The sequence below is a fragment of the Thermodesulfobacteriota bacterium genome (assembly GCA_036397855.1).
Classification (GTDB): domain Bacteria; phylum Desulfobacterota_D; class UBA1144; order Nemesobacterales; family CSP1-2; genus DASWID01.
This window is the reverse complement of sequence record DASWID010000106.1, coordinates 1-19,822: the sequence shown is the minus strand read 5'-3', so window position 1 is coordinate 19,822 and position 19,822 is coordinate 1. Positions and strand designations below refer to the sequence as shown.

At 40.9% G+C, this 19,822-nt stretch carries 19 protein-coding genes; 16 read left to right on the top strand and 3 right to left on the bottom strand.

Annotation, left to right across the window (positions count from 1 at the left end; translation table 11 throughout):
* Positions 1–549: 549 nt before the first annotated feature.
* On the bottom strand, positions 550–1,044 hold the full coding sequence (locus VGA95_08400) for a hypothetical protein (protein ID HEX9666559.1): 495 nt from the start codon (positions 1,042–1,044) through the stop codon (positions 550–552).
* 298 nt (positions 1,045–1,342) lie between these two features.
* Here VGA95_08400 and rimP point away from each other — a divergent pair, with 298 nt between their 5' ends.
* From rimP to miaA, 10 genes are all read left to right on the top strand, one after another.
* Positions 1,343–1,810, top strand: coding sequence for a ribosome maturation factor RimP (rimP, locus tag VGA95_08395; protein ID HEX9666558.1), 468 nt, complete (start codon positions 1,343–1,345; stop codon positions 1,808–1,810).
* Positions 1,811–1,821: 11 nt separating this feature from the next.
* Positions 1,822–3,120, top strand: a complete 1,299-nt coding sequence (gene nusA, locus VGA95_08390; GenBank protein ID HEX9666557.1) for a transcription termination factor NusA — start codon at positions 1,822–1,824, stop codon at positions 3,118–3,120.
* 171 nt (positions 3,121–3,291) lie between these two features.
* Positions 3,292–5,901: a translation initiation factor IF-2 gene (gene infB / locus VGA95_08385; GenBank protein ID HEX9666556.1), complete on the top strand. Its 2,610-nt coding sequence runs from the start codon at positions 3,292–3,294 to the stop codon at positions 5,899–5,901.
* 10 nt (positions 5,902–5,911) lie between these two features.
* Positions 5,912–6,202 carry a DUF503 domain-containing protein gene (locus tag VGA95_08380; GenBank protein HEX9666555.1) on the top strand — a complete coding sequence of 97 codons (291 nt, stop codon included), beginning with the start codon at positions 5,912–5,914 and terminating at the stop codon, positions 6,200–6,202.
* A 12-nt stretch (positions 6,203–6,214) separates the two neighbouring features.
* Positions 6,215–6,565 (top strand): 30S ribosome-binding factor RbfA, encoded by a 351-nt coding sequence (rbfA, locus tag VGA95_08375; GenBank protein HEX9666554.1) that lies wholly within the window; start codon positions 6,215–6,217, stop codon positions 6,563–6,565.
* The gene (locus VGA95_08370; protein HEX9666553.1) at positions 6,558–7,547 is read left to right on the top strand and encodes a bifunctional oligoribonuclease/PAP phosphatase NrnA; all 990 of its coding nucleotides are present in this window, start codon (positions 6,558–6,560) and stop codon (positions 7,545–7,547) included. The genes rbfA and VGA95_08370 overlap by 8 nt, the downstream gene beginning before the upstream one ends.
* A complete protein-coding gene (gene truB, locus VGA95_08365; protein HEX9666552.1) occupies positions 7,544–8,455 on the top strand; it encodes a tRNA pseudouridine(55) synthase TruB in 912 nt (303 codons plus the stop codon). The genes VGA95_08370 and truB overlap by 4 nt, the downstream gene beginning before the upstream one ends.
* An 89-nt stretch (positions 8,456–8,544) precedes the next feature.
* Positions 8,545–8,814 (top strand): 30S ribosomal protein S15, encoded by a 270-nt coding sequence (gene rpsO / locus VGA95_08360; GenBank protein ID HEX9666551.1) that lies wholly within the window; start codon positions 8,545–8,547, stop codon positions 8,812–8,814.
* Between the two features lie 21 nt (positions 8,815–8,835).
* On the top strand, positions 8,836–10,953 hold the full coding sequence (locus VGA95_08355; GenBank protein HEX9666550.1) for a polyribonucleotide nucleotidyltransferase: 2,118 nt from the start codon (positions 8,836–8,838) through the stop codon (positions 10,951–10,953).
* A 56-nt stretch (positions 10,954–11,009) separates the two neighbouring features.
* Positions 11,010–11,945: a tRNA (adenosine(37)-N6)-dimethylallyltransferase MiaA gene (miaA, locus tag VGA95_08350; GenBank protein HEX9666549.1), complete on the top strand. Its 936-nt coding sequence runs from the start codon at positions 11,010–11,012 to the stop codon at positions 11,943–11,945.
* Between the two features lie 72 nt (positions 11,946–12,017).
* On the opposite strand, the gene VGA95_08345 is transcribed toward miaA, so the two are convergent.
* Entirely contained in the window at positions 12,018–12,377 is a 360-nt protein-coding gene (locus VGA95_08345; GenBank protein HEX9666548.1) for a sulfite exporter TauE/SafE family protein, read from the bottom strand.
* Positions 12,378–12,550: 173 nt separating this feature from the next.
* Positions 12,551–13,186, bottom strand: coding sequence for a tetratricopeptide repeat protein (locus VGA95_08340; GenBank protein HEX9666547.1), 636 nt, complete (start codon positions 13,184–13,186; stop codon positions 12,551–12,553).
* Between the two features lie 142 nt (positions 13,187–13,328).
* Here VGA95_08340 and VGA95_08335 point away from each other — a divergent pair, with 142 nt between their 5' ends.
* From VGA95_08335 to VGA95_08310, 6 genes are all read left to right on the top strand, one after another.
* Positions 13,329–14,672, top strand: a complete 1,344-nt coding sequence (locus VGA95_08335; GenBank protein ID HEX9666546.1) for a nodulation protein NfeD — start codon at positions 13,329–13,331, stop codon at positions 14,670–14,672.
* 22 nt (positions 14,673–14,694) lie between these two features.
* The gene (locus VGA95_08330) at positions 14,695–15,447 is read left to right on the top strand and encodes a slipin family protein (protein ID HEX9666545.1); all 753 of its coding nucleotides are present in this window, start codon (positions 14,695–14,697) and stop codon (positions 15,445–15,447) included.
* Positions 15,448–15,479: 32 nt separating this feature from the next.
* On the top strand, positions 15,480–17,141 hold the full coding sequence (locus VGA95_08325) for a peptide-binding protein (GenBank protein ID HEX9666544.1): 1,662 nt from the start codon (positions 15,480–15,482) through the stop codon (positions 17,139–17,141).
* Positions 17,142–17,219: 78 nt separating this feature from the next.
* On the top strand, positions 17,220–18,221 hold the full coding sequence (locus tag VGA95_08320; GenBank protein ID HEX9666543.1) for an ABC transporter permease: 1,002 nt from the start codon (positions 17,220–17,222) through the stop codon (positions 18,219–18,221).
* Entirely contained in the window at positions 18,218–19,213 is a 996-nt protein-coding gene (locus tag VGA95_08315) for an ABC transporter permease (GenBank protein ID HEX9666542.1), read from the top strand. The genes VGA95_08320 and VGA95_08315 overlap by 4 nt, the downstream gene beginning before the upstream one ends.
* A 31-nt stretch (positions 19,214–19,244) precedes the next feature.
* The coding region (locus VGA95_08310; GenBank protein HEX9666541.1) for an ABC transporter ATP-binding protein at positions 19,245–19,822 on the top strand (578 nt) is incomplete at its 3' end.

Below are 19,822 nucleotides of genomic sequence, written 5' to 3'. Positions count from 1 at the left end.
CTTCGACCTAGCCGGGACAGGCGCTTTGGCTACGCTCACGACAGGTCCTCGGGCAAAGTAACTGATCCACACTTCGACCGGCTCAGTGTGAACGGTTTATTATTGCCATCGTAGAACTGGGACAGACCCTTCGATAGTTCGACTAGCTCACTACTCAAGGGTGAACGGATTATAAGGACAGAAAGGCAAAGGTAAACTTTTTTTATTCATGGATCCCCGATTCAGGCATTCGGGGATGACAGAACGGTGGTGGATTCCCGACAACAATCCTCGGGAATGACCTAAAGGGGGGGATTTCCGGTAGATTTTTCGACGTGCTCACCCTTCGATGAACTCAGTACACGCACTTCGACAGGCTCAGTGCGAACGGATTGTTAGGGACAGAAAAAGGAAACGCAAAACGTTTTATTTATGGATTCCCGATAACAATCCTCGAGAATGACCGTAGGTGGAGAATAGGTGCTATAAAATTTATGTGAAATTAAAGGGGACGCAAACCTTTTAATAATCAATATGCATGCCTGGCACCAGCTTTTCTAATTCGAATTATCAAATAAAGAATATTAAGAAGCGAATAATCACATAGGCTAAAAATCCCAATACTGAAATAAGGATTGCTCTAGACGTCTCACAGTCGAGTGCCTGCCTTATAGCCACTATGAAGGTTAGAAATATCCAAGTCGATGTAATATACGGGACGAAATAACCAATGAATGGCAATAGCATAAAAATGTTTAAAATACCGGGTGAATAAGCGAAGCCAAGACATCTGAGGAGTTCCCCCAGATCTGAAGAATGCCCAAACCCCCTGACTCCAATAACATATATTATAGCGCTCCATAAGACCCACGCTATGATTGAAGATAGGAGGCCTGTTATTATACCCATTGAGCCCGATATACCAATCATTCCTATCCCGTTACTAATTGCAACAAGCAGTACAGCTAGAAAGGCGTCTTTTGTAGCAGCCGGGTTACTCTCAACCTCATCGTAAACGTTTATATCGAGTTTTGAAGCACCAATCATTCTTCTTATGAGATCCATTTTAATCAACTCTTACAGCATTACATATAACAATTTTTAAATTGAAATTCAATTTTTAAGATAGAGAGCAACTTCCAACTTTCTTTTTTGTTTATTTGGTTTACCAATCGGGAGCCACTATTATTTGAATGATTATAGGGGAATGCGACTTAAGTCCAATGAAAATTTAGAATATTTATATCATTTATCCCATTATTTGATTTGCTCAATTAATCGAATTTAGGTAAATTTTTAGAGCGATGCGGGTACATTACCCGCATTTTTATTTGAATTTAAAAAAATTAATGTGTGTGCGCTCATGCGTTTTGAAAAACCAGATCTTATTGAGACTATTAAAAATTTGTTAGACCCGATATTACAGGGAAAAGGGCTCGCACTAGTCGACGTAGAATATGCGGGTGGTGGTCGGGGGGCAGTGCTCAGAATTTTCATAGACAAGGAAAATGGTATAACAGTTCAGGATTGCGCTGATATTAGCCGTGAGTTTGGTTTTCTCTTAGATCTGCACGATGTAATTCCCTATTCATACACCCTTGAGGTATCTTCACCCGGGCTAAATCGAGCGCTTAAAAATTCAAGGGACTTTATAAGGTTTAAAGGGAAAAAGGTCAAGATTAGAACTAAAGAGAATCTATATCAAAGAAGGGTATTTATTGGCCATCTAATCGATTTTAATGATGATATCGCATCGATTCAGATCGAGGGTCAAATTTATCAAATTCCCTTTTATGATATCGAGAAAGCAAATTTAGAATTAGAGCTTTAGGGGGACAACATATGGCTACGGAACTAAGCAGAGTTATGGAATCGGTTGGAAAGGATAAAGGGATCGAAAGGGATGAAATAGTCAGGGCAGTCGAAGAAGCAGTGCTCTCTGCAGCACAGAGGCTATTTCGCACGGAAGGCACAGAGAAAGAGCTTGAAGTCCATTTCAACGACGAAGAAGGAGAGGTAGAGTTATTTGAATTTAAAACCGTAATAAGAGAAGTCACAGATCCCGAAGTTGAAATTAGTGTCGACGAAGCAACTGCACTTGATCCAGAATCAGAAATTGGCGACTTAATAGGAGTGAAAATAAATCCGGAGTTTACTAGAATCGCAATTCAGAACGCGAAACAAAAGATATTGCAGAAGTTAAAGGAAGCAGAAGGAAAGGTCATATATGAAGAATATATTAACAGAAAAGGCGAACTCGTTAGTGGAATAGTTCGAAGGATTGAGAGGAAAAATGTAATAGTAGATCTTGGGAGAACCGAAACCATTCTTCCATATGAGCATCAGGTTCCAAAAGAATACTATAAGCCCAAGGAAAGAGTAAGGGCGATTCTCTATGATATCAAAGAAACGAAGCGTGGTCCACAACTTATACTTTCCCGTGCGCATCCAAATTTTGTCAGCAGGCTTTTTGAGGCTGAGGTTCCTGAAATAAGTGAGGGCATTGTTGAAATAAAGTCAATTTCAAGAGACCCAGGCGGCCGTACAAAGATAGCCGTTTATTCAAATGATCCTGATGTGGATGCTGTCGGGGCATGCGTTGGAATGAGGGGGTCAAGGGTCCAGAACATCATTCAGGAATTAAGGGGAGAAAAGATTGATATAGTGCCGTGGGCAAAAGATGCCGCTAAATTTGTATGTAATGCGCTTTCGCCGGCAATCGTGAGTAAGGTTATAATTGACGAAAGCAATAAATCTATGGAAGTAATAGTGGATGATGATCAGCTTTCGTTAGCAATAGGTAGAAGGGGTCAGAATGTTAGACTTGCTTCACACCTTACGCAGTGGAAGATAGATATAAAGACTGAATCCCAGGTCAAAAGAGAACAACAAGAAGTAGTTTCTCTCCTTATGACATTACCGAATATTGGAGAAGTAACTGCCAATCTTTTATATAGCGAGGGATTTCACACTTTAGAAGATATTGCATTCTCGGACACGGATATGTTGGTCAAAATGGCAGGTTTCAAGAGCGACGAGGAGGCACGGAGAATTCAGACTGCAGCTAGAATCGCTCTTAAGGATAAACTCGACAAGTTGTCTATTCCGGAACATCCATCGAACGAGCCTGAAGAAAGTTAATTAGTTAAAGATGTCTCGATATCAGGAATTTTGTAATTATAAACTAAATGGTACAGATTGATTACGGTTGGTTTATATTAAGGCTTTTTGAATATCAGTAAATTAGTTGGTATCTTATAAAAAAATTTAAGTAAATTAAGCAGATGGGTTAAGCAGTAGAGTGTAAACGTTATGCCAAACTTAAGGGTTTACGAATTTTCAAAAGAAGTGGGTTTATCAAATAAAGACGTCATCGAGATTGCAAATAAACTTGGAATTTCGGTTCGAAGTCATACGAGTTCTATCTCAGATGAAGATGCAAAAAAAATAAGAGAAAATCTTAAAACACCCAATCCCCAAGACATATCATCCTCAGCCGAAGAAGATGAAAAAACCGATGAGAAGGTAAAGGTATTCCGTTCAGAAAGTGGCGAAGAGGTTTTCGAGAGGAGAAAGGGTAGATCCGTTATATTAAGGAAAAAGAAAAAAGCAGGAGAACCTGATGTCAGAGCCGCTCAATTAATTGAAGAAGGGGTAGGGAAAGCTGTAGATAAAACACCAGCCGAAACTCAATTAATAACACCCGAAGAGGTATCCGAGGAAACAAGGGAGATCGAAACTGAAATCATAGAAGAACAGCCGATACCGGAATCAGAAGCTGGCCGGGAAACGATTCCAGAACAGATAGAAGTACAAGGACTTCGGATTGAAGAGGCTAAAGAGGAAGCAAAAAGGCCTGAGGGAGTAGGGGAAAAAGAGGTTGAAGAAGAAAAAGTAAAAAAGAAGGGACGTAAAGTAAAACCTAAAAGAGAAGAAATAATTGATGAAGATACCCTTGAAGAGCTCCGCAGAGCGTTTAAAACTAAACTCCCGGGAAGAAAAAGGGAATATCTGGTTGAAGATCGCAGATCGAGGGTAAGGCCTCTTCAAGGAAGTCTCCAAAGGGAGAAGCCCAGTTTAAGAATTCGCAAGGATTACGCGAAAGATATTGAATCTGGTAAATTTGAAGCACCATCCGCAGAAATAATACCTTTTCCAAGAAAACCTATTAAGAAAAGTATAAAGTTAGGGGATACCATAACCGTCGGGGGATTGGCAAAGAAAATGGGAGTCAAGGTAGGTGAAGTTATCAAAAGGTTGATGGATCTTGGTGCGAAATATACTGTAAATCAATCAATTGATCACGAAACAGCCGCTATCGTAGCAGAAGAACTCGGTTTCGAAGTTACCGTAGACAAATTTGAGGAAGATGAACTACTATTTGAAAGTGACCAAGAAGTGAAAGGTGAATATGTTCCACGTCCGCCTATAGTAACCGTTATGGGACATGTGGATCACGGAAAAACAACACTTCTCGATACCATAAGAAAGGCAAATGTTGTTGCAGAGGAAATGGGGGGGATAACACAGCACATTGGAGCTTACTGTGTAAGCGTTGACGAACGAAAGGTCGTCTTTGTCGATACGCCGGGACATGAGGCTTTTACTGCGATGAGGGCTCGGGGTGCAAATGTAACTGATATAGTTATCCTAGTTGTTGCCGCAGATGACGGAGTAATGCCCCAGACGGTCGAAGCGGTTAACCACGCAAGGGCAGCTGGGGTGCCGATTATTGTGGCTATCAATAAGGTTGATAAGCCTGAGTCAAATCCGGATATGGTTAAAAGGCAGTTATCCGATATTGGTTTGATACCCGAGGAATGGGGTGGCGACACATTGTTTGCCGAAATCTCCGCAAAAACTAATGTTGGGATTAAGGAGTTATTGGAATTGGTGTTATTACAGGCAGATGTTATGGAATTGAAAGCCATTGAGGATAAAAGAGCGATTGGTGCAGTCATAGAAGCGGAACTAAGCAAAGGGAGAGGTCCATTAGCGACGATAATTGTAAACGAAGGCACAATAAGGGTTGGTGATTACGTCATTGCAGGTACGACTTACGGAAGGGTACGAGCCCTGATCGATGATAAAGGAAATAGAGAAGATTCTGCGGGCCCGTCATTGCCAGTAGAAGTGATGGGTCTTTCAGGAGTTCCTAGTGCCGGGGAAAGATTGTATGTAGTAAAAGATGAAAAAACAGCAAAAGAGTTAGTGACACACAGGGAAATCAAAGAAAGACAACGATTGACGGCTTCAAAAAGAAAGCTTTCACTCGAAGATCTATTCGAATCTATTCAAAAAGAAGAAGTAAAAGAACTCCTTCTGATCATAAAGGCCGATACACAGGGTTCTGTTGAGGCTATTAAGGATGCGGTATCAAAATTATCTACAGATAAATGTCGTGTGAATATTGTGCATTCAGGTGTTGGTGCAATAAATGAAACAGATGTAACTCTTGCAGTTGCGTCGAATGCCATAGTGTTGGGCTTCAATGTCCGTCCAGATGTAAACGCATTAAGTTTAGCTGAAAAGGAAGGGGTTTCCACAGAGCTTCACACAATTATTTACGATGCCGTTGATAGAATAAAAAAAGCGATGGAGGGACTCCTAGAACCAGTAATCAAGGAAAGGGTTTTAGCTCATGCTGAAGTTAGAGCCACTTTTACCATTTCAAAGATTGGCACAATTGCAGGTTGTATTGTGACAGATGGAAAGGTTTCGAGGGGAAATAGAGTAAGGCTGCTAAGAGACGGAGTATTAATATACGAAGGGAAACTTAGTTCGCTTAAACGTTTTAAAGATGATATAAGAGAAGTTCAGACTGGATTTGAGTGCGGAATCGGGATCGAGAATTTCAATGATATCAAAGTCGCCGATACGCTTGAGTTTTATGATTTAGAAGAGATTAAACAACAGCTATAGCTCTAAAGAAATGGTTATAGGTGTTCTTAGAATTGAACTCTACTTAGACGGTAATAGATCCCTCAAAGGAAAGAGACAACTACTTAAAAGTCTAATCCATAGAACCAAATCGCGATTCTCGAACGTTTCAATCTCCGAGGTAGATTGTCAGGATATGTGGCAGAGGGCCACTATTGGAATCACAATAGTTAGTAACGAGAAAAACTATGTCAATTCGATCTTAGACCAGGTATCTGGATTTATACAATCGACAGGGATTGCTCATATGGTAAGTCGTGAATTGGAAATAATTTTTTTCTAGGAGATCAGTTCGATGTTGGGCAGTAAACGCAGCCTCAGGGTAGGTGATATGATCCTCAAGGAGATATCCGAGATGTTAATCAAGGGTAATATAAGGGATCCTCGGATCGAGTCTGTCGTTCTCACCGGAATAAAATTAACGGACGATCTTGGATTTGCTAGGGTTTATTTTACGGTTATCGGTGATGAGATTGACAAGGAGAAGATCATGGAAGGTCTTCAAAGTGCCACAAGTTATATTAAACGAGAGCTTTCCAGGAGGCTTAGGGTTAGAAGGATTCCCGACCTAAGATTCGAATTTGATGAGATTCTTCAAGAGGGTTACAGGGTTGATGAACTCTTAAGGAAAACTAAACGTGAATAATCTAGTCAGAGTAGTAGAGGTTATTCAAAATTCAAGACGCATTCTTATCACTTCCCATGAAAAGCCGGACGCTGATGCTATAGGTTCAATGCTTGCCCTTGGATTAGTCTTAACACGATTTGACAAAGATGTCGTTTGTTATAATAAAGACGGGGTACCCAAAGTCTTAGAATTTCTCCCGGGTTCCAGATCGGTGATTAAATCGTTGACGAATGTAAGAGGTAACTTTGATTGTACCATAATCCTGGACTGCACCGATGTTTCCAGGGTTGGGAAAGAATTTTTAAATTTTATAAGTGGGAAAAGCTGCGGAACATCGGTTATCGTAGACCATCATCAAACTACTAGGGCTACGGCGGATTTATACCTTCTCGATCCGGTTTTCTCATCGACAGGAATGATAATCTATTTACTGATAAGGAAGCTTAACCTAGAGATCAACCCAGAGGTAGCTACTAATCTATATACAACAATAATAGGAGATACAGGCTCATTTAGGTACTCAAACACAAGCCCGGAAACTTTCAGGATTGCAGCTGAATTGGTTGAATATGGCGCAAATCCATCTGAAATTTCTCAAGCCCTATACGAGAGTGACACTCCTGAAAGATTACAGTTGATAGGTCTGGCGATCTCGACACTTGAATTCCTAGAAAACGGCCGTATTGCTTCGGTAGTTCTTAACAAGGAAATGTTCAATAGAACGTGTACTACTAGTGAGGATTCTGAAGGAATTGTGAATTATCCTCGTAGTGTAAAGGGTGTAGAAGTTGCTGTGTTGTTTAATGAATTAGAGAAGATTAATAATTCGGAATCCATTTGGAAGGTTAGTCTGCGATCCAAGGGAGAAGTCGACGTAGCAATGATAGCAGAGACCTTTTGTGGTGGAGGCCACAAAAGGTCAGCTGGATGCATGCTTAAGGGTTCATTGAATGATGTAAAACATAGAATTTATAGATCTATAAGCGAAAAATTGATATGAACGGAATACTAGTCATAGACAAGCCCAAGGGCAAAACGTCTCACAGCATTGTGCACGATATTAAGAAAATTCTGAAACTGAAGCGTGCGGGCCATACGGGTACCCTTGACCCATTTGCCACCGGAGTTCTTCCAGTATGTTTGGATAGCACAACAAAAGTGATTCCCTTTCTAGACGAAACTCATAAAGAGTACGAAGCTACTTTGAAACTCGGTGTAGCTACTGACACCATGGATGAGACGGGGGAAATAACCAATGTGAAGGAGCTAGGTGAAATAAGCTTAAATGATATTGAGATTGTTTTCGCCAGCGTTAAAAATGAACCAACTCAAGTACCGCCGATGTATTCGGCCCTGAAACACAAAGGCAAAAGATTATATGAATTAGCAAGAAATGGCTTCGAGGTGCAGAGGTCCCCTCGTATGGTTAAGATCGCAGAATTAAAAATTTTGGACTTTCGACCCCCATTACTGAAATTTTTTGTCAAATGTTCTCGAGGCACTTACGTGAGAGTCCTGGCTGCAGACATTGGGGGTAAATTAGGATATGGGGGCCATCTGGTCGATCTTAGAAGATTGAAGAGTGGAAATTTCAAGATTGAAGATACAATTACGATAAAAGAAATAATGCGTGGAAAGTTAAACCTAATACCAATAGACAGAGCTCTTTCCCACCTTAAGCAAATATGCGTCACAAAGAATACGTCCACTAGGATTAGAAACGGCGAACAGATTCGCAAATCTTATCTTGATTTGTCAAACATCCCTGAGTTTGAAGCGGGTGAAAGGTTAGCTTTTTATGATGATACTAATCTTGTCTCTGTATCGCAGGCCAGATTTAGTTCCCATGAATTCAACAAAATTGAGGATAAGCAAATTGTCTTCAGTCTTTTGAGGGTTTTTAATTGATAGATTTAATTTGACTATTCTATAATATTAGTAAGATTATTTGTCGAGAGTTAACTTTTTTCCGTCAATATGTATTAAGGAGGAGGAATATGGTGTTAGAAAAAGAGGAAAAATTGAGTTTGATAAATAACTTTGGTTTACACGACAAAGACACGGGGTCGTCTGAGGTACAGATTGCTTTGTTGACAAGTCGAATAAACGGACTCTCAAGTCACTTTCAGTCCGCATCTAAGGATTTAAGTTCGAGACGGGGGCTTATCGCTCTAGTTGCAAAACGTAGAAAATTGCTCAATTACCTGAAGAAAAAACAGCCTGAAAAATACCAGGCTCTCATTGAAAAGCTAGGATTAAGGAAGTGAGTAACTTCAAGGAGGCATTAGTTGAATAATGGTTTTAGAAGCGTTAAAAAACAGGTTCTGGGAAAGAATTTCGAAATCGAGTCCGGAAGGCTTGCGAAGCAGGCTAGTGGATCGGTTTTAGTTCGCCATGGGGACATCGCGGTCTTGGCTACGGTGGTAGCCGAGGAGGATAAGGTCGAAGGGGAAGATTTTCTCCCGTTGACAATAAATTATCAGGAAAAATCATATGCTGCTGGTAGAATCCCTGGGGGTTATTTTCGAAGGGAAGGAAGACCAAGTGAGACCGAGATCCTGATTTCAAGACTGATCGACAGACCGATAAGACCACTTATACCAAGAGAATTCTGCTATGAAACTCAGATCATAGTTACAGTGCTCTCGGCAGACCCTGAAGGTACTCCCGACGTACTCTCTGTCACGGCAGCATCGGCTGCACTCGTAGTTTCAGACGTGCCATTCGACGGGCCGATTGCTGCGGTCCGGGTTGGAAGAATAGATGGTGAGTTTATTTGCAACCCAACAAGGTCTGAACTTCAACGAAGCGATATAGACATTGTAGTCGCGGGTACAAGCAAAGCAATTGTGATGGTTGAGGGCGGTGCTAATCAGGTGCCTGAAGATGAAGTGGTTGAAGCACTCATGTTTGCCCATGGTTGTGTAAAGGAATTTATCGAAATTCAAGAAGAATTCGTAACTGGATTGGATGTGAGAAAGAGGGAAATGCCTAGCTCGGCTGTGAATGAATCGATCAGCGAGAGTGTACTTTCGTTTGTCAAAAATCGCCTGAGAGAATCTATAGTATCTCCCTCAAAGATTGAAAGGAAGGAGAAAATAAAATCCATACTCCACGAAACTATTGAAGCTTTATCTACCGACTTTCCGGGGATGGAAAATGAGATAACGAATGCCTTCGAGAAAGTGTTAAAAGACATTGTCAGAGAATTTATAGTAAAGGATAAAAAGCGAGTAGATGGCAGAGGATATGAAGATATCAGGGATATAAGTGCAGAAATAAATTTTTTGCCCCGTACCCATGGATCGGCCCTATTCACTAGGGGTGAAACTCAAGCGGTTGTCAGTACTACTTTAGGTACAGCCTATGATGAGCAGAGGATAGACTCGCTGGAAGGCGATGTAACTAAAAGGTTCATGCTCCACTATAACTTTCTTCCTTTTAGCGTGGGAGAGATTAGTGGAAGGCTTGGACCTGGGAGAAGAGAAGTTGGTCATGGAGCCCTAGCCGAAAGGGCTCTCTTGCCTGTTCTTCCGCCAAAGGATAAATTCCCATACACCATAAGAGTGGTATCCGAGATACTTGAATCTAATGGATCATCATCTATGGCTACCGTTTGTGGGGCGTCGCTATCGCTCCTTGATGCAGGTGTCCCGCTAAGTGCACCTGTTAGTGGTATCGCAATGGGATTGATTAAGGAAGGTGATCATTTTGCGATCCTCTCCGATATACTGGGTGATGAAGACCATTTAGGTGACATGGATTTTAAAGTAGCCGGAACTAAAGATGGTTTGACCGCACTTCAGATGGACATCAAGGTGACAGGTGTCGCAAGAGAAATTTTAGTAGATGCGCTGAAGCAGGCTAATGAAGCAAGATTATTCGTGTTAAGTAAGATGAATGAAGTGATCTCCGAACCAAGAGATCATATATCGGTTTACGCTCCCAGAATTTTAACATTTCAGATCAATCCGGAAAAGATAAAGGACGTGATTGGTCCCGGTGGTAAAATGATAAAGAAAATAATCGAAATAACGGGTGCCAACATTGATATCGATGATACGGGGACTGTTAGCGTTTCATCTACAGATCCAGAGGGATGCGAAATTGCGGAGAGGATGATAAAGGAAATCATACAAGAAATTGAAGTTGGCAAGATATATCTTGGTAGAGTAAAACGTGTTCTTGATTTCGGGGCCATAGTCGAGTTGTCACATGGCAAGGATGGATTAGTTCATATCTCGCAGCTCGCGCCTACAAGGGTTGGAAAGGTTACAGACATTGTTGTAGAGGGTGATGAAATACTTGTGAAATGTATCGGCAAGGATGATGACGGCAGGATAAGACTTAGTAGAAAGGAAGCATTAGGAGAAAATATAGAAAACTATAAAGGAACTTTCAATTAAGCTATTACGCCTTTAATTTTAGGATACTCGAGAAACGAGATTGACCTCAAACTTCAGTGAGAAGCAACAAACCTAGGCTGCTGGTAATATTGGGTCCCACGGCAATAGGTAAGAGCAGTCTTGCGGTAGAGATTGCTGAAAGAATAAACGGAGAGATCTTAAGTGCTGACTCACTGCAAGTCTATCGCTACTTAGACATAGGAACAGCGAAGCCGAGTAAGGAAGAGCAAACCCAAGTTGATCACCACCTAATTGATATTATAGATCCAAATGAGGAATTTAACGCTGGATTGTTTAGAGAATATGCAAATTCTGTAATTGGTAAACTGGCGAAGAATAGAACTAAGCTTATTGTAGTGGGCGGTACGTATTTATATGTGAGAGTGCTTCTCCACGGACTGATTGCCGGCGTCGCTAGCAACAAAGAAATAAGGGACAGATTCAGGGTTCTAAAATCTTCTTTCGGTGCAGGATACTTTTATGAGAAATTAAAATCGCTCGATCCAGAGTCAGCTTTACGAATTCACTCGAATGATTATGTGAGGATCGAACGCGCCCTGGAATCTTATTACATAACGGGACAGAAGATTTCGAATTTACAGAAAAAGCACGGATTTCGGGATAATGAATACAGTTATCTAAAGATAGGTCTTTATGACGAAAGAGATGCGATAAGAAAGAGGATAGAAGACAGGGTAGATTCGATGATCAAAAATGGGTTTGTCGAAGAAGTAGAAACGATTCGAAGTATGGGATTTATACCTACTCTGAAACCATTACAATCGATAGGTTACAGGCAGATAAACCAATATCTTGACGAAGATATTTCTCTTAAGACAGCAGTCGAACTCATAAAGCGTGATACTAAGAGACTTGCAAAACGCCAAATGACATGGCTTAAAAGTGACCAGGAGATTAATTGGTATCGTCTTCCTGAAGATTTGGAAGGACTGATGAATGATGCTGAGGCCTTTTACAGAGTGAAGGGTTAAGGTTTAAAAATGAATAATTAAAAAAATATTTGTATTCTTCGTGTTGTGACAAATAATTTTTAATTTTATATATTACTTTCCCAATATCATCTTTATTGAAACTATGAGCAGCAATACCCCGAATAATCTCTTTAGGATTGGGTCGGAGACATGGTGAACAAATGTCGCTCCCAGATAAGCTCCGCCAACAAAACCCAAAGCAATGAATACTGCCATGCGTAAATTAACGTTTCCTTCATTGTAATATTTTATCGCTGCGAAGAGTACTAGGGGAGGGGTAAGAACTGCAAGGGAAGTTCCCTGTGCCTGGTGTTGAGTAAGATTAAAGAAATAAACCATTGCCGGAATCATGAGAAGTCCACCGCCGATTCCGAAAAAGCCACTTGCGATTCCTGCGACTAAGCCAATTAATATTGAACCCAAAGTTATCATCTCATAATCCTCCACGCCAATTACTTGCCGGCCAACAAAGTAAAAATATGACAAGCTCTGATGGCTTTATAAGGTTAGACAATGTCTGTCTCATGGTTCATGTCAAACCTGCCAAAGCAAACCACAACAGATCTACTGATTCGCAACAGTACGAAAGAGATTCTCCGTTTAAGCTAAAATGAAAAATTGTTAACCGGAAAACTTGTTAAGACTTCTTGATAAATTTTCTCAGCCTCACCTCGTTTTCCCTGTTTCTCCAATGCTAAGGCCAAAAGTAATTGAGCCTGTTTTGCGTAAGGGCTTTCACCTGAGTTCAGCTTGGAAAAGGAATCAATTGCGGATTTCCAGTTACCTTTTTTGAAGTTGGCAACACCTATTGTATAGTTAGCCGCATCTTTCAATATGGTATCGGTATTTTCGATACTTGAAAATTCATTTAGTCTAAGAATGGCTTCATCATACTTTCCATTCTCGAAATCGATAAGTCCAATATAGTATAGGGCGATGTCAGATATTTGTGAATCGGGATAATTATCCTTAATGTTTGTGAATTCGGATAAAGCCGTCTCGGTGTTCCCGGCAATGTAATGCCCAATAGCTGCCTGAAACCTGGAATTAGCCTCTAGATTCTGCTTTTCACGATAAATGTTAATTGAGAATATGGCTCCAATGATTATTATGATGAGACCAACACCGATGACAAATTTAATATAGTTATCCGATATAAATTCGACTATACTTGAGATAGATTTTCTAAATTCGTCAGGGCTTTTTATTTCTTTTCGAGTGATTTTTATTCTTTTAGCCATCCGGGAAATTATAATAACTACAAATGAAAAAACAAGTTTGATTTTTATTTAGATTTTTGGTTTTATCACGGTTGGTTAAGCGCAATTAGTCTATTTGCAGTTTTCATATTAGAAGGCTAAAATATCATTAGGAACTTGTGATATGATAGCGAATCTATTGTTGATTTTTTTTTCATATATTCTTATCTCCGGGATCAACCCTGCGTTTTCGGATTCAGATGTTATAAACACAAAGAGAATAACATTGATTGAAATTGACGGCACAATAAACCCTGCTACGGTTGATTATATCCGATCTGGCATGGAAAGTGCTAAGGAAAACTCATCTGAAGCGTTGATCATTCTCCTTGATACACCTGGTGGACTCCTCACCTCTACGAAAGCGATAGTAAAAGCCCTGTTAAACTCACCTGTACCTATAATAGTCTACGTTTACCCAAGTGGCGCTACGGCAACTTCTGCTGGTGTTTTTATAACGTTGTCGGCCAACATAGCGGCGATGGCAGACGGCACAAGTATAGGTGCAGCTGCCCCAGTATTATTAGGTCCTGGCGGAGGCGGCCAGAAGAGTAAAGATGAGGAGAAGGAAAAAAACGGAGACGATAAGAAGATGAGTGAAAAAATTGAGAATTTCGCCTCGTCCTTTATCGAAAGCATAGCAGAGAAACGTGGTAGAAATGTCAAATGGGCTATAGATGCAGTAAGGAGTAGCGCTTCGATCACCGCAACTGAGGCACTCAAGAAAGATGTCATCGATCTGATCTCTCCAAATTTAAATGAATTGATTAATGAGATTGATGGGAGAGAGGTTACTCTTCCCACTGGTAAAAGGATATTAAATACGAAAGGGGCAATTGTAGACAGGGTTAATATGAATGCTAAGCAGAGATTAATCGATATACTGAGTACTCCTGATATAGCTTTTCTACTCATTTCTCTGGGCTCGCTCGGCCTCTTCATAGAATTTTATAATCCGGGTTTAATCTTTCCGGGGGTTGCAGGGGCGATATGTCTGTTGCTAGGCCTTGTCTCTCTTCAAATTCTTCCATTCAATTACGCAGGACTTGCTCTATTGACACTATCGATTTTACTGTTCATTGCCGAGGTATATGTCACGAGCTACGGATTACTTGCTATCGGAGGCATATTAAGCTTTATCCTTGGAGCTCTACTGCTCTTTGATACTCCTGAATCTGATGTCAGGGTTGGATTTAATGTTGTAATCGCTGCGGCCTTAGCAATTGGCCTTTTCTTTACTTTCGTTGCATATTATTTGGTCAAGTCCCAGCGTTCTGCAATATCTCTTGGATTTGAAGGCCTTATGGGAGAAGTCGGTGTAGCGGTTACGACCATCGAAAATAAAGGTAAAATATTTATTCATGGTGAATACTGGGATGCAGAAAGTGATGAAACAATAAGAGAGGGGGAAAAGGTAAAGGTTGTGGAAAAGATTAGCGGTTTCAAACTAAGAGTAAAGAAAGCGTAACTATTTTCTTGAGGAGGTACTCATGACACCTATTTTTATTTTTGTTGCATTTATTGTCTTGTTTTTTCTTTCCGGAATCAGAATTCTGAATGAATATGAACGAGGAGTTGTATTTAGACTTGGTAGGATCATAGAGCCGAAAATGCCTGGCTTCAGGTGGATTATCCCCGGTGTAGATAAGATGTTGAAGATCAGTCTCCGGATTATTACGATGGATGTGCCTCCCCAGGATATAATAACGAGGGATAATGTTTCTGTTAAGGTTAATGCCGTAGTGTATTTTCGTGTTATCGATCCAGTTAAGGCAGTAATTCAGGTCGAAAATTACCTCTATGCGACGTCACAGCTTGCCCAAACTACATTGAGAAGCATATTGGGACAGGTTGAACTCGACGAACTCCTATCGGAAAGGGAAAAATTAAATGTACAACTCCAAGAGGTATTAGACAAGCACACCGATCCATGGGGTATAAAAGTCACACTTGTTGAAGTAAAATACGTTGACCTTCCACAGGAGATGCAGCGTGCAATAGCCGGCCAGGCCATAGCTGAGAGAGAAAGAAGAGCCAAGGTTATCAATGCGGAAGGTGAATATCAGGCAGCAACCAAACTTTCAGATGCTTCTGATATTCTATCAAAGAGTCCAATGGCGCTACAGCTTAGATTCCTCCAGACTTTGGTTGAAGTTTCATCCGAAAAGAGTTCAACTATAGTATTTCCATTGCCACTTGACCTGTTAAAACCGTTTTACGAGAAGGCTTCGAGAGGTGAATGAATCTTAGCCATCTTACCAATCAAGCTATCTAGATGAAAAAGAATTTGATCATTCTGATCTTACCCTTTCTTATACCCTTATTTCTAACCTCATGTAAGAATGGAAGTGAGCAGTCTGAATCGAAGGGTCACAAAGTCCAAGTGAGCGTGGAAAAACAACCACTTGAAGGTGGTTGGCTGATCTATCATATCGGTGCAGAACCCGCAACACTGAATCCGATCACCGCTACAGACTTATATGAGTCCACAATTAATAATGGAAATATTTATGAGACACTTGTAAAAAGGGATAACTCAACCCTCGATATAGTTCCACTCCTTGCAGAATCTTGGAAGATTTCCGATGATAGGCTTACATACACATTTTATATTAGAAAGGGAATAAAATGGCAGGATGGCGTTCCATTCACATCGCAAGATGTCCTTTTCTCCTACTCAAAAATAATGGATCCACAAGTTGATGCCCCCCACCTCAGAAACTACTATAAGGATATTAAAAGTGTAGAGGCCATTGATGAGCTGACAGTTAAATTTACATATTCAAGACCTTACTTCCTCGCACTCGAGTTCTGCGGAGGAATGCCAATTGTGCCAAAGCATATATTCGAAAAGGGTGATTTTAATACACACGATGCCGGAAGACATCCCATTGGAACAGGACCATACAAGTTTGTCAACTGGAACACAGGCAGGGAAATCGTACTGCAAAAGAATGAGAGTTACTGGGGGGAGAAACCCCATCTTGACAGGATTGTTTTTAGGATAATTAATGATCCGACCGTGGCTTTTCAGGTTTTAAAAAGAGAGGAGTTGGACTTAATGGCTCTTACACCCATACAGTGGTCGAGGCAGAGCGATTCAGAAAATTTCAAAAGAAAGTTCAATAAGTTAAGTTACTTTACCCCTAACTATAGTTACATTGGATGGAATACTAGAAGGTCTTACTTCTCCGATAGGCGTGTTCGAATCGCAATGTCTCATCTGGTAAATAGGGAATTGATACTTGAGAAGATCCTATTTAATCTTGGTACGATAGTTACTAGTCCCTTTTATATCAATAGCCCGGAATATGACAAAACAATAGAGCCATATAGTTACGATCCCGAAAAGGCAAAGACACTGCTGGATCAGGCTGGTTGGGTTGATCACAACGGTGACGGAATTAGAGATAAAGATGGCGTAAAATTTGAATTTGAATTCCTCATCCCAAATGGTTCCGAAACGGGTGATAAGATTTCTACCATACTGAAGGAAGAGCTCGATAAGGTCGGAATAAATATGAATATTAGAAACACAGAGTGGGCTGTTTTTACAACACTTCTCAATGAAAGAAAATTTGATGCGGTAACGCTTGGCTGGTCGATGGGCGTCGAAACCGACCCATATCAAATATGGCATTCGTCACAGATTGAGCAAGGTTCTAATTTTGTCGGATTTGGCAACAGAGAGGCCGATAGATTAATTGATGAGGCTAGGACAGAATTTAATAGAGATAGGCGAATTGAGCTGTACAGAGAGTTTTCCGAAATAGTACATGAAGAACAACCTTATACCTTTCTCTTTTGTCGAAAATCAACTGTAGCATTAAACAAAAGATTCAAAGGGGTGGTGGTCTATCCTCTCGGTCTAGACCCACGTGAGTGGTTTGTTCCACCGCCGTTGAGAAAATACGAGCAAGCGGCTTTCAGTCCCTGACCCTGCAGATTCTTAATTTGTGGGTGATCAATTTAAAACCATTACCGTGACTGGTTATTTTACACCATATGTTAAATCATGAGAAACTATATAATTAAGCGGTTAATTCTGTTGGTGCCAACCCTTTTAGGAATCACTTTGATAACATTCTTAGTTATTCAGCTTGCCCCCGGAAGCCCAGTCGAAAGAAAATTACAGCTTGAAGAAGGGATTAAAGCAGAATCTATTACAAAGGACATCATAGAACAGACCAAGAAATTGTACGGTCTAGATAAACCAATATACATTCGCTATTGGATATGGTTACGTCAAATAGCCACTTTGGATTTCGGGCGATCTTATAAGGATCATCGTCCAGTAATCGATAAAATAGCCGAGAGGCTCCCTGTCACCCTTTCGCTAAACATCATTTCAATCATACTTGTTTATACGATCGCCATTCCTCTAGGTATTATTTCAGCAATTGGACAGGGAAGGTTTTCAGATCGAATCATAACGTTTTGTTTATTTGCTCTTTATTCGATTCCAAATTTTTGGCTTGCCATGGTCTTAATATACTTTCTGGGAGGCGGCGATTTTTGGGATGTCTTCCCGGTATACGGGATAATTTCACCCGGAGCCGAATTTTATCCGTTTTACAAAATTGCCTTAAATTTTCTCTGGCATATTACATTACCCGTGATTTGCCTGTCATATGCGGACTTCGCATATCTTTCGAGGTATCAAAAAGGGAGTTTGCTTGAAGTCCTTCGTGAAGATTTCGTGAGGACTGCTAGGGCTAAAGGTCTATCTGAATCCAGAGTGATACTGAAGCATGCGCTTAGAAACTCCCTGATACCGATTGTTACCATAGTTGCGTCTATTCTTCCCGCGATGATTGGTGGTAGCGTTATAATTGAGAGCATATTCTCTATTCCCGGGATTGGACAGTTGGGTTTCGAATCAATTCTCTCTAGAGACTATCCCGTAATCATGGCTATTGCGACGATAACTGCATTTCTGACTCTGATTGGAATCCTTATATCAGACATAGCCTATGTATTTGTTGATCCCAGAATAAGCTTTGAAGGTAGAAAATGAATATCAGCAGGAGTATTGGATTTTGGGGTACAGTGTGGACAGAATTCAAAAAAGATAGGCTTGCTTTGACTGGTTTCATCATAATATTTTTTTTATTGGCAACTGCAATCTTCGATAATTTTCTGGCAGGAAACAGGCCCATGTTTCTTAAGTGGAACGGAAAAATTTATTTTCCGGTGTTGTTTAAATATCAAGAGCTGTACGGCGTTGATTTCCAGAAACTTACCAGGAATCTCATTCACGGAGATTTTGCCATATTTCCGCCGATAAAATACAGCCCGACGCAAACTGATCTTTTTTCTGTACTTTCACCTCCGTCAATGTCTCATCTATTCGGCACCGATGATAGGGGTCGTGACGTGCTTAGTAGGATGATACACGGAACGAGGATATCGCTCTCCATCGGATTTGTGGCTGTTGGGATCGCTGCCGTTATTGGTATTGCGATGGGGGGCATAGCCGGCTTTTATGGAGGCAAGATTGACTTTATAATTTCAAGGTTATTTGAAGTCATGATGACATTTCCGGTCTTTTTTCTGATCCTAACAATTCTAGCATTCCGGAATCCGAGTATCTACAATATAATGATAGTCATTGGTGCAACTGGTTGGACTGGAATTGCGCGGCTGGTAAGAGGTGATTTTTTAAAGCTGAGGCAGTTCGATTATGTTGAGGCTGCAATAGCTCTCGGGGGCAGTGATTTCCGTGTTATGTTAAAGCATATGTTGCCAAATGCGCTGGCACCGGTACTTGTTGCCGCAACTTTTGGTATAGCGGGAGCGATTTTGGTCGAATCGGCTCTCAGCTTTCTGGGATTTGGCGTACCTCCACCTACACCGAGTTGGGGGGATGTTTTATCACAATCTAAGAAGTATGTGGACTTCGCCTGGTGGCTTGTTCTGTTTCCCGGGGCTGCTATATTTATAACCGTAACTTCCTTCAATCTGGTTGGAGAAGGCTTTAGGAATGCCATCGATCCAAAGATAAGATGAATGGCATGGGGAATCGATTTTGTACCTTGATATGAAGAATGCACTCGAAATAAAAGATCTCAAGGTTTCATTTGGAACCGGAAAAAGCAGAGTAGAGGTTGTAAGCGGGATTTCACTTTGTATACCGGAGGGTAAGATTGTAGGCGTGGTGGGAGAAAGTGGTTGTGGCAAGACGGTAACGGCTCTTTCAATCATGAGGTTAATACCCGATCCTCCCGGGAAAATTACTGGAGGAGAGATAACCTTCGATGGGGTAAATCTGTTGGAACTATCAGAAAGCGCCATTAGGTCTCTGCGTGGAAATAAAATTTCCATGATCTTTCAGGAACCTATAAGCTCCCTTAACCCTGTTTTCCCAGTGGGTGATCAGATCGGTGAAGCGATAAGGACTCATCTTAATTTGTCAAAAAAAGACGAAAGAGAACGCGTAATTGAGCTGCTCAAGCTTGTGGGTATTCCAGCCCCGGAGAAAAGACTGAATAGTTATCCACATGAATTAAGTGGTGGGATGTGTCAAAGGGTCATGATTGCAATGGCTCTTGCGTGTCATCCACAGCTCCTCATCGCTGACGAACCCACTACTGCACTCGATGTAACGATTCAAGCTGG